Genomic DNA, 11,995 nt, shown 5'->3' with positions numbered 1-11,995 from the left:
ACTTACCAACCTATCAATTCATCAATAGAACTTACATTTTATACCTTTTGACACTAACAGTCACCTCACTCGCAGAAGCCTTGTTAATATAAACATATGCTCTATATTTACCGTCAGCCGTCTCAACCCACGCACCGGCCTCTTCTTTTAATCCCAAGATATAGTTCGTACATTTAGACATATCGATTGTCTCAAAATCCAAATCATCAATAAATTTGCTGTATTGCAAGTCAGACAGTTGTCGATCTTGTAAGCCATAAACTTTGATCATCTTGGTATTATTGACAAAACCGGAAGGGAGTTCTGTTCCACCCATATATTCTTTTGGAGAAGAAGAAGTATAGAAGGCATGTGACAAATCCGATTTTTCACTATACGCATACATGATATCAATTTTCGCAGCCAACGAAGGGTTAGCCTGCAAATCTGCTTTTGAATAAATATGCACGGCCTCTCCCTCATTCAAGAATGAAAGATAACATTTATCATTAGTCACTGACAAATTTTTGGCCATATCCATTTTTGAAATCTTATACGGACCTAATTTGTATTCCGCAACTTGACCGTTACTGGCTTTAACCGAAAATGAAAACTGTACATCTTTGCCACGAGCTTCTTCCGGAATAATATAATAATAACGAAGAGTTGCCGCACAGGTATCAACAGTGAAGTCTATAACAGTTGTTGTCCCGTTCGTCTGTGAATCAGAACAAACTTTTACCGGAATATCCTGACCGGACGAATTGGTATAATACGAATTTGGATCAAAGTAAGTACCGGTAGCACCAGCAATGCTGCTCACAACCTGAGCGGACGACAGTTTCCCAAGTTCATTAGGAATAGCCATCGCATAGGCAAATTCTATTTCATTACCTACAATATTCGGTGCAACAGGCAGACTGCGTTTGATACAATCATTGCTTAATGCAGAGACCGGATCCTTCAATAACACAGGATCATCATCACATGCAACCAAAGTTAAAGCAAATGACAACAATACAAAATAATAATATTTCAGTTTCATACTTTTCATTTTTTATTATTGCAATGGTCTTTCTACTATAAGGAATATGTATTCCTTTTTAATTTCACGATTACCAGCGATAACAGTGAACCGTTTAGCCGTCGAAGGAAATGCCGACGGATTATTCACTATGCGCTCACTCAACTGATCCGACGGATTCCCGGACTTCCAATCACCTTCGATGAATTCCATATTCATTTTGGAACCGGAGAAATCCATCCACCCCGTAATTTTAGGAGCCAGTTTTGCATCTTCACAAAGAGATATACGCGGCCAAACATTATTAATCGGGGTACCAAATTTGACATACATGATAGCAACTTGAGCTGTTGTATCAACATAGGCATTACCCAACTTAATTGTTTGATGATCCGTATTATACAAATCAAAATTACTCACATAACATTCTGCTCTTGTCGTGATTAACAACCCGTCTTCATCTACCGGAAAATCTTCACATGATACAGCAATCAAGGCAATGAACAAAAACAAGCAAATTTTACTAATCATCTTTTTCATATCATCCAATTTTTTAATTACAACCATGGTGTATTCTGTGTCAAATTCGGATTCTTATTTCTTTCAGAAGGTGGAATCCGGAAAATATAGTTTCGCTGATAATTCAACAAGGAAGTATTATTAAAGACGGTCTGCCTCAAAGCACCGTGTGTATCATACATCCTGACTCCCGGAGACGTCTGCGGAGATAAGAATACTCGCTCAATGGAGCGCCAACGACGAAGGTCAAAGAACCGTTGCCCTTCTGCAAACAGTTCTACGATTCTCTCCTGCTCAATCGCATAAAAGAATGTCAATTTATCAACATATTTCTCAGGCTTTAAAGCCGGCAAATTACCACGATGCCGAACCCGGTTAACCACATCGAGTGCCAGCCCCCCATCACCTGTAGGACCATAAGCTTCATTTGCAGCCTCCGCATACATCAAATAAACATCGGCCAGACGCATTACCGGCATATGGTAATCACCATCCGAACGACCTTGTCCCGCATAATTACGGACAAACTTTCTCATAATGTAACCAGTCTGATCTCCATCGGCATTGATAGCCCCATACCCATCTACTGTACCTTTTAATGTCTTATATTGATATTTACGGATTTGGTCAAAAGAAAGATTTAACATAGTTACCATCGTTTCTCCATCCCACAATAACGTCGATTTCATACGATAATCACGATCTTTATAAGATTCCGGATTTAACGCAGAATTAACAGCAGTACGGGCATCTGCATCTGCCGGATTCCTCGGGATCAGTTTCTCGCAAAAATCACCGGTGACTGTAGACTGATAACGATTTGCCAATTCAGCACGTGGTTGTCCCCAGCCTTGGCTACCTTCCGTAGCACGTGTACCGAAATCTCTCATTAATTCTTCCCCCTGTCCGGTTCCGGTTCCACCATGTGTAAAACCGACCATCAGTTCAGGATCTGTATTTGCCGTCGGCAAAAAGAGATAGAAATAATTAGGCAAGACTTCACACCCTCCCATTTCTCCCCAGTCACCAGGTTCACCGCTACGGAACAAGTTAATGCCCGATTCCTCGATCACTTTCTTAAAATCGGCGGCGGCATCTTTATAAGCTTGTACCGATTCAGACGCATTAGGCGTAAATGTGTCCAGTTCCGGCCAACCTCCATTAGGAGAGACGGGGGTATCCCACGGCCAAGAGGTACGGTTCCAGCAAGCCCAGAATAGTTGTAATTTACCACGGAATGCCAAAGCCCCCCATTTAGTAAAACGCCCTAATGCCACTGGTTTCGCCGGCAGTTTTTCCCAAGCATAAGTAAAGTCATCATAAATGTGCTGTTTAATTTCTGTAATAGAAGTACGTGAAATATTAGCAACCTCATCATTACTCTCTATTATCTTATCGAAATAAGGTACATCTCCCCACATAGAAATCAGACGGAAATAGGCCATTCCTCTCAGCATTTTAGCTTCGCCAATAAAGGCCTCCAATTTTGCCTTGGATTCTTCCGTCTTTGCATCGGGAAGCATTTTTTCTATATTCTGAATAGCATAGTTGGCACGATTGACTGTCGCATAAGCATATTGATAGTAATTATCAAAACTACTTCCGTAGGTGGAAGAAGGATTGTTATAAGAACCGTTACGATAAGCGATGCTCCGGTCTCCGGTAGCCTGAGAAGTCCCGACATTCCCTCTGAACCTCAGGTATTCCGTATTTCCATCGAATACATAATCACGATTGAACATGGCTCGTGCCTGGCTATAAACACCATTGACAGCATATTCCGCATCGCTTTCAGTTTTCCAATACAAGGAAGAAGCCAGTTCTCCCCCCGGAGTCTGGTTCAATAAATTATCAACGCATGAAGAAAACATCAGATTAGCTCCAACAACACATGCGACCGTTAATATTTTAAATCTATTTTTTTTCATACCATTCCTGTTTAAAAACTAACATTAAGACCGATTGAGAAAGACCGATTGATCGGATACAAGTCACGAGCACTATTCTTCTTTTCAGGATCCAGCCCCGGATATTGCGTCACGGTAAACAAATTTTCGGCAGAAGCATAAATCCTCAAATTCGTCATCGAGATTTTGGACAAAAGTTTTTTCGGCAAATTATATCCTAACATGATATTTTTCATTCTAAGATAATTCATGTTATAGAGCCAATAACTATTATCGCTTCTGTCCGTGCTTGTTCCTAACCTTGGCCATTTCCCACCTCTATTCTCCAAAGACCAGGGTTCGGTCCAGTGATCCCAAGTGGAAGCATACCGCCTGTCGGCAAATGCCGTATTATTGAAATCTGTAAGCCAGAAATCCTTACGCCCTAAACCTCCATTAAACAACATGGATATATCAAATCCTTTCCAAGCAGCCTGCAGGGTAATGCCGTAAGTGGTTGTCGGACGATCCCGCTGGATATTCGGATAAGCTTTTTTATCCTTCCCATCAATTATACCATCTCCGTTCAAGTCTTTACGGATCACATCGCCCGGAGATAATCCCTGAGGCGTATTGTTATAAATATCCTGCCATGTTTGGGCTATACCATTGTTTTCATAAACATATAAGAAGTGGTAAGGCATATCCAAATAGACCCAACCGCGACTGAGGAACTCATTCCACTCTTTTAATACTGTACGGTTATAAGCCCCGTTCAAGTTGACAGAATATTCCACATTACCAATTTTGTCTTTCCACGTCAAGTTCAATTCCAAACCTCTATTCAGCAGATCACCGATATTAGCACGAGGAGCACTATATGCCCCAGTCAGATGGATTGACATTTGAGACGGACGATTCATGCCTGTACGCAAACGGTTATAAAAATCAATTTCCGTACGTAAACGATTATTCAAGAAGCCTAAATCCAAGCCCACATTAATATCAGTAGAAACTTCCCAAGAAAGATCTTTGTTGATCATTTTCTTGTTCACAAACCCTTTAACAACATCACTCGACATATAATTCATCGCTGTCAGAGTTTCCAACTGTTCGAAACGTCCTACTCCTGAATTGTCACCCAATTTTCCCCAAGAAGCACGAAGTTTACCACTCGATAACCAGGAGGAAAGATATTTTTTCAGGAACTCTTCTTCAGTGAAGCGCCAACCGACTGCAACAGTCGGGAAGAAACCATACTGGTGCCCTTTAATAAACTTTGAAGAACCATCCACACGGAAGCTGAATTCTAACAAATATTTATCATATGCACTATAATTCATACGACCGATATAGGATCTCAAACCTTCTGAAGCAGAACTTCCTGAATTACTTTGAACATTTGTCAGCGCAGAATTGATTTCACTGGTTGACGGATGAATACGATCGTTACGGGAAGCCCCTGTCGAACGAGTATGCCAATACTCTTCGCTATAAACAAACATTGCACCAATATTATGATTTTGCGCAATAGTCGTCTCATATTGCAAACGGCCGTTCAACTGAGTTTTGTAATTGGTAGTATTATTGTCGCTGACACCCACGTTGTCGGCAACATAGTAACGTCCAATATCCTTTCCCGTCTGAAAATCATAAGCAGCTCCGGTTGGAGTATCAGCTCTTTTCTGAAAATAGTTACTAAAGCTCAGAGCATAATCGACATGGGCAGTAAAGCCTTTAAAGACATTCCAGTCCAAATAAATACTTCCGTTCAATTGCTGACGAGTCTGCTTCGGATTGCGACTGTCAAAAAAAGCATACGGGTTATAAGCCTGAATATCTTCGCCATAAGCCATAACACCTCCATAACGACCAGTCACGGGATCATAAGGAGTTACACCCGCAACCGCATATTGCATATCACCACCTCCGGAATCGCTGGTATCGTTGTTTGTAATACCATCGGCATAACCACTATAAGTAAATTCAGACCAATTACCATCAAAACGAGCACCCACTTTCACATTATTGAACATATTATAGTCATAATTGAAACGAGTATTATAACGCTTAAAATCGTTTTTCATCTGAATGCCCTCTTTATCCATCATACCGATAGATATGTAAAAATTAGACTTGTCGTTTCCACCGGTTGCTGAAAGCGTATAGTTTTGAAGGGTACCGGTACGCATGAAGGTATCAAACCAATCAGTATTCGGATAGCGTAGCGGATCGATCATTCCTAACGCCATCCATTGATCGATCGTCCCATCTTTGAAATTATAGCTTTCCCGCTTTGTACCTGATGCTGCCCTAAACTGTTGCAATGTCAATGCACGTGGGTAATCATCCATAAAGTCATAAGAACGTGATGGTTTTTCTATCGCATAAGAGCCCGTAAAATTGATACTCGTCTTTCCCTTTTTACCAGTACGAGTTGTTATCAGAATAACCCCATTGGCAGCACGGGATCCATAAATAGAAGCAGATGCCGCATCTTTCAATACGGAAATACTCTCAACATCAGCCATATTGATACGATTGATATCGACATCCGGCATACCGTCAACAACTACTAACGGACTGGTATTGTTTACCGTACCCATACCACGAATCATCAAAGAGGCATTATCATTACCCGCCATACTGGTCGTTTGGGAAACCTGTAAACCAGGTACCAAACCGGAAAGTCCGGAAGACACATTGGATATTGAACGGCTTGATATTTTTTCATCAATATTGACTGCGGCTACCGCTCCAACCAAATTAACCTTTTTTTGAGTGCCATAACCAACAACGACAACTTCTTCAATTGCCTGAGAATCTTCTTTCAATGTCACATCAATTTCTGATTGTCCCTTGACCGGAATCTCAATGGAAGTATATCCAATATAAGAAATAATCAAAACCGCATTTTCAGGAACATCCAAGCTGTACCGCCCATTTATGTCAGTGATCGTACCCGTCCCATTATCTCCCTTAAGTACGACATTAGCTCCTATGACAGGTTCACCTGTTTGATCCTTTATAATACCGGTAATTCGTTTATTCGCCTGGTATTTTTCATTTTTTGAAGGGATAGCTGATTCAGTCAGGATAATGTCTTTATCTACGACCTTATAAGCGATATTACTATTTTTAAACAAGATATCTAATACTGTAAAGATATCCTTGTTATCTACGGCAAGCGTTACTTTACGATCGACATTAACCAACTTGCTATTATAGAAAAAATGATACTCTGATTTATTTTCTATAACGTTTAACACCTCTGCTATACTCTTCTTCTCTGCATTAATAGACAGTATCGTATTTGAGGCATAAGAGCCTGACGCAAATACTGCTCCTGTGCAGAAGAACAGAAATAAAAAAATAAAATTAAATACTCGATATTTACCAGATTTTATAAAATCTGGTATTGGATCACTGTGATCCAATCGACCATCATTATTTTTAGTCATACTTGTAATTATTGATTTAAGATTAAATTAAATCTGGACAACCAGATTATTAATTAATTTGACGAGAAAAATCCATATTTATTTTTCTGCCGTTTTCTCATTCATTATTAGTTCATTTATTCCATAAGCATTAAATTTAAGTTAAACATCATATTCTTATTTTATCCTGCGAAGCACAATCTGTTCACGCTGTGCGGACAGACTGTCATCCATTTCCATCCGTTTTATCGAATAATCAATCCGAGAAGAAATCCTAAGATAATCTAAAATCTGCGATAATTGCCGATTATTAAAAGTACCAGTAAAGCGGTACGAGTCAAGAACCGGATCCATCACATTAAAATCGACATTATAAAAATTAGCCAAACATCTCAAGACTTCAGGTAAAGGTGTTTCTTTAAATACCAAACGTCCCTCCTTCCAAGCAATCTCACTTTCAACATCAACATTTATAACTTCCAAGGTCTTATCGGTTAAATCATAAACAGCTTTTTCCGACGGATACAAATTTCTTTCATTTGTTTTACCCTTATCTTCTTTCACTACTATATTTACAGATCCGGAGACCAAGGTCGTTTGTACAACATTCTCTTTCTCATAAGCCCGAATATTAAATTCTGTTCCGAGCACCTTCACCCTCAAACGATCATGAGATACACTCACAATAAACGGATGCGCCGGATCATGTTTTACTGAAAAATAAGCCTCACCGACAAGTGTCACCCTCCTTTCCTCTGCATCATATGAAGAAGGATAAGAAAGCGTACTACCCGAATTCAAATAGGCAATCGAACCATCCGGCAAATCAAGACTTGTCCTCACACCTCTATTCGCACAGACCGTTATTTGCTGCGGAGCCAATACAGAAGACTTCCGCAACAAAAATGAAATAGCTGTCGATATTACCAATAGCCCAACAAAACACGCTGCAACAATAGAAATCTCGTACAACCTTATCTTTTTCTTACGTTTATCTATACGCTTTTGGACCTTCTTGTAAGCCTCAATAGAATTTCGGGAAAGAATCCGTTCACTTGTTTGAGAAATATAAAAAATACGGGCTGCCTGTAATACGGTTTTCTCATTTTCTTCTGAAATCTGCATCCAATCCTCCACACGCTTTCTTTCCTCTCCAGTCGTCAAACCTCTAAAGTATTTGAAGAGCAAAGCAGTATCAAGACTTATTCCATCCATATGTTCTTTTCCAATTCCCATTTTATATATGACAAACTCGTACAGACTATACCCTAAACAAAAAATACATTTTTATATAGAAAATTGATTTCAATGATACTTTTACTAAAGTTTCCAGGAAAGAATCTACTCACAAATTCAAAATAGTTTTATTATTTTTTACCTTTGCGCAAAGAGATAAAAAATCTAAATGTAAAGGGCATGGACGATAATAACTTAATAACCTTACTACAACAAGGAGACCGGAATGCTTACAAGCAGCTGTTTATCAAGTATTACTCCCCCCTTTGCGAATATGCATCCCAATATATTTCTGATGATGATTCTGAAGAGCTTGTGCAGGAGTTAATGCTTTTTCTTTGGGAGACACGGGAAAATCTTGTAATTGAGACGTCTTTGAAATCCTATCTGTTTATCTCCACCAAGCATCGTTGCCTCAATGCGATCAGGAAAAACCAGTACCACGAACGTATCCATAACCAGATATATGAGAAAATAAAAGACCAGTTTGAAGATCCGGACTACTATTTCGTGAATGAACTGACAGAAAACATACAGAAAGCGATCGAGAACCTACCCGAAACCTATCGGGAAACATTTGCCATGAGCCGATTCGGGGAAAAGACGAATGTGCAGATTGCCGAGAAACTCGGAATATCGGTAAAAACCGTCGAATACAGAATATCGCAGGCACTTAAGATACTTCGTTTTAAATTGAAAGATTATCTTCCGCTTCTGATAAATATCTTAGGCTAAAAGCATATTGACAAAATGTTACCATCATAACATTAGTTACGACTAATAACCATAAGTAAATAGAAATACTATAGCGGATAATATTTTTAACACTTCATATGGATGGCAAGAGAAGGAAAACAATACTAATCTGTAAGGCACAACGCATTCGTTAATAAATCAAAATCAAACCAAAGCTTATTAAACTTACGGAAAACTTCCGTGTCTATCTTTTCGTACTTAATATCAGATAAGATAAAATAAAAGTTATGAAATCGGGAAGGTATTTTTTTATTCTGTTTTTAATTCTATTGATTATGCCTGCATATGCGCAAAAAGGTGTAGACATCACCGGAACGGTGATTGAGGAAGGGACCAATGAACCGATCGAACAGGCTACAGTTCGTTTGTTAAGTGTCAAAGACAGCTCCATGATCGGAGGTGTCGCCACATCGCGCAACGGAAGTTTCATGCTCAAGAACATCAAGAACGGCAGTTATCTACTGCACGTGTCGTTTGTCGGGTTCGATCCGCTCTATCAACCCCTGCGTGTTACGGGGAAAACCAATCCGGTCAAGTTGGGCAAACTCGCGCTTACCGACGGGGCAATTCAATTGGGCGAAGCTGTCGTGATCGGGAAAGCACCGGAAGTAACCGTACGCAACGATACGATGGAGTACAATGCCGATTCCTATAAAACCACGGAAGGCTCCATGCTGGAAGACCTGCTGAAAAAAATGCCCGGTGTGGAAGTGGATAGCGAAGGAAAGATCACCGTCAACGGGAAAGAGATCAAAAAGGTGCTGATTGACGGAAAAGAGTTCTTCTCCGACGATCCCAAGGTGGCCTCCAAGAATCTACCATCGAAAATGATCGACAAAGTGCAAGTGTTGGACAAACTGAGCGATATGGCCAAAATGACTGGATTTGACGACGGAGAAGAGGAAACTGTCATCAACCTGACTGTCAAGCCCGGCATGAAGCAGGGCTGGTTCGGAAACGCTTTTGCCGGTTACGGTAGCGAAGACCGGTACGAAGGGAACTTCATGGTAAACCGCTTCATCAACAACGATCAGCTGACCTTGATGGGAGGTATCAACAACACGAATAATATGGGATTTTCAGACCTTGCCTCCAGTATGTTCTCTGGGATGGGCGGACCGCGTGGACGTCGGGGCGGAGGAGCCGGCAACGGGATCACAACATCCGGCAATATCGGCCTGAACTTCAGTAAAGAATTTAATCCGAAGTTGACGGTCGGGGGCAACCTCCGTTATTCTCATTCCGACAACGACGCGATCAGCAAGAGCAACCGACAGAATATCCTACCGGGCGACAGCACTTCTTTCTACAACGAAAACAACAGCAGCAACACGCGCAGCGACAATGTAGCAGCCGACCTCCGTATGGAATGGAAACCTGACTCGCTCACCCAGATCATATTCCGTCCGAGTTTCAGTTACAGTAACAGCCATAGCCGTGAAGGGAGCACCTTCAACACGCTGAGCGGAAACCGTGACACGGTCAACATCGGTGAATCCGATTATCTCTCCGACGGAAGCGGCTACAAACTCAATGCCCGCCTGGAGTTCAGCCGCAAACTGAACAGTGAAGGACGTGTTTTCAGCGGATCTCTATCTGGAGGACTAAGCGATTCCTATAATAAGGGACTGAACTATTCGAACACCGAATATCTAATGATGGCTGACGGGATGGACAACGAACTGGTGGATCAACGCTTCCGCTACGACAACAAAGGGTTCAACTACCGGGCTTACCTGTCCTGGGTAGAACCGATCGGCCACAACAACTTCATTCAAGCAACCTACAGCATCCGGCAAAACAAACAGGAATCTCTGAAAAACTCTTATACCCGTGAAGAAGGAAGCGAAGATTACAACGTGTTGGACACGGCTTACAGCAAAAGCTACCGCAACAACTTCATCAACCAGCAGGTCAGCCTCGCCTTCAAAGCTATCCGGGAAAAATATGACTACACGGTCGGTTTGACGGTAGACCCGTCCCATAGTACAAGCGAGAACTTCGTGGGCGATACGGTTCTCTCCAAATTGTCGCGCAACGTGGTGAACCTTTCACCGATGGTTCGCTTCAACTACAAATTCGACAAACGCACGAACCTTCGCATCAACTATCGCGGACGTACCAGCCAACCCAGCATGACACAGTTGCAGCCGGTGGCAGACATCTCCGACCCGCTGAATACGACGATGGGTAACCCGGACCTGAAACCGACTTACACAAACGACCTGTTCATCCGTTTCCAGAAATTTGTGCCGGACAAGCAAACAGCCTTGATGGTAATGTTGAATTTCGACTATGTGATCAACGATATCGTCAACAAGTCCGTCTATGTCGGCAATACCGGTAAAAAGATGACGACCTACGACAACGTAAACGGGAACTACAATGGGAACATTCGCGTCCTGTTCAACACGCCGCTCAAAAACCGCAGATTCTCGATCAACTCCATGACAATGGCCTCATACGCCAACAAGAATGGTTTTATCAACGACGAAAAGAACACAAACAAGAACCTGACTCTGGTGGAACGCGCCGGTATCGATTTCCGTTCCGACTATCTGGATCTCGGACTGAACGGTAACATCCGTTACAACGGAACACAAAACTCACTCCAGGGACAGAGCGAACTGAACACCTTCAACTACGGTGTGGGTGGAACGACAACGATCTATCTTCCACTCGATTTCAAAGTGGAAAGTGATATCAACTGGTCGACAAACTCCGGCTATTCAGACGGTTTCAAACAGAACGAAGTGTTATGGAACGCCTCTGCTTCCAAATCATTCTTGAAAGGGAACCAAGCGACGCTCCGTTTCAAAATATACGATATACTGAAACAACGCAGCAACATATCCCGCAGCGTAACCGCCAGCTATACACAGGACTCCGAATACAACACACTGGGTAGTTACTTCATGGTGCACTTCATCTACCGCTTTAGTATCTTCAAAGGGGGAGCCAGCATGAACGATGTGTCCGGACCTGGCGGAAGAGGGCCGAGACATGGCGGTCCGATGGGGCCGCCTCCGGGTGGAAGATTCTGATGATTTATCCGTTACTTTTGGCTTGATCCAAAAGTAACCAAAAGATCAAGGCTGAACCGTCTGGGCTACTCCTGTCCGCTTAGGCCTTTCATAGAAAGCTACGCTTTCTCT

The 11,995-nt window shown here is 41.8% G+C and carries 7 protein-coding genes; 2 read left to right on the top strand and 5 right to left on the bottom strand.

Annotated features, from left to right (window positions below; all coding sequences use genetic code 11):
• Positions 1-31: 31 nt before the first annotated feature.
• The 5 genes from KTG12_RS12140 to KTG12_RS12120 form a co-directional block, all read right to left on the bottom strand.
• Positions 32-1,024: a DUF4466 family protein gene (locus KTG12_RS12140; protein WP_005649438.1), complete on the bottom strand. Its 993-nt coding sequence runs from the start codon at positions 1,022-1,024 to the stop codon at positions 32-34.
• 15 nt (positions 1,025-1,039) lie between these two features.
• Positions 1,040-1,543, bottom strand: a complete 504-nt coding sequence (locus tag KTG12_RS12135; protein WP_005649440.1) for a hypothetical protein — start codon at positions 1,541-1,543, stop codon at positions 1,040-1,042.
• Positions 1,544-1,560: 17 nt separating this feature from the next.
• Complete coding sequence (locus KTG12_RS12130; RefSeq protein ID WP_022321733.1) at positions 1,561-3,450, bottom strand: RagB/SusD family nutrient uptake outer membrane protein; 1,890 nt, start codon at positions 3,448-3,450, stop codon at positions 1,561-1,563.
• Between the two features lie 11 nt (positions 3,451-3,461).
• On the bottom strand, positions 3,462-6,869 hold the full coding sequence (locus tag KTG12_RS12125) for a TonB-dependent receptor (protein ID WP_155143489.1): 3,408 nt from the start codon (positions 6,867-6,869) through the stop codon (positions 3,462-3,464).
• Positions 6,870-7,025: 156 nt separating this feature from the next.
• Positions 7,026-8,084, bottom strand: a complete 1,059-nt coding sequence (locus KTG12_RS12120; protein WP_046451645.1) for a FecR family protein — start codon at positions 8,082-8,084, stop codon at positions 7,026-7,028.
• Positions 8,085-8,264: 180 nt separating this feature from the next.
• Here KTG12_RS12120 and KTG12_RS12115 point away from each other — a divergent pair, with 180 nt between their 5' ends.
• Both KTG12_RS12115 and KTG12_RS12110 read left to right on the top strand, forming a co-directional pair.
• On the top strand, positions 8,265-8,819 hold the full coding sequence (locus tag KTG12_RS12115; RefSeq protein WP_005649444.1) for an RNA polymerase sigma-70 factor: 555 nt from the start codon (positions 8,265-8,267) through the stop codon (positions 8,817-8,819).
• A gap of 248 nt (positions 8,820-9,067) precedes the next feature.
• On the top strand, positions 9,068-11,884 hold the full coding sequence (locus KTG12_RS12110; RefSeq protein ID WP_022321729.1) for a TonB-dependent receptor: 2,817 nt from the start codon (positions 9,068-9,070) through the stop codon (positions 11,882-11,884).
• Positions 11,885-11,995: the final 111 nt, after the last annotated feature.

This window comes from Parabacteroides sp. MSK.9.14 (genome assembly GCF_019041495.1).
GTDB lineage: Bacteria > Bacteroidota > Bacteroidia > Bacteroidales > Tannerellaceae > Parabacteroides > Parabacteroides merdae.
This window is presented reverse-complemented; position numbering and strand designations above follow the sequence as displayed.

Excerpts from the sequence above, each read along its gene's own strand:
- KTG12_RS12140 (WP_005649438.1), bottom strand. The coding sequence starts at position 1,024 with ATGAAACTGAAATATTATTATTTTGTATTGTTGTCATTTGCTTTAACT.
- KTG12_RS12135 (WP_005649440.1), bottom strand. The coding sequence starts at position 1,543 with ATGAAAAAGATGATTAGTAAAATTTGCTTGTTTTTGTTCATTGCCTTG.
- KTG12_RS12130 (WP_022321733.1), bottom strand. The coding sequence starts at position 3,450 with ATGAAAAAAAATAGATTTAAAATATTAACGGTCGCATGTGTTGTTGGA.
- KTG12_RS12125 (WP_155143489.1), bottom strand. The coding sequence starts at position 6,869 with ATGACTAAAAATAATGATGGTCGATTGGATCACAGTGATCCAATACCA.
- KTG12_RS12120 (WP_046451645.1), bottom strand. The coding sequence starts at position 8,084 with ATGGGAATTGGAAAAGAACATATGGATGGAATAAGTCTTGATACTGCT.
- KTG12_RS12115 (WP_005649444.1), top strand. The coding sequence starts at position 8,265 with ATGGACGATAATAACTTAATAACCTTACTACAACAAGGAGACCGGAAT.
- KTG12_RS12110 (WP_022321729.1), top strand. The coding sequence starts at position 9,068 with ATGAAATCGGGAAGGTATTTTTTTATTCTGTTTTTAATTCTATTGATT.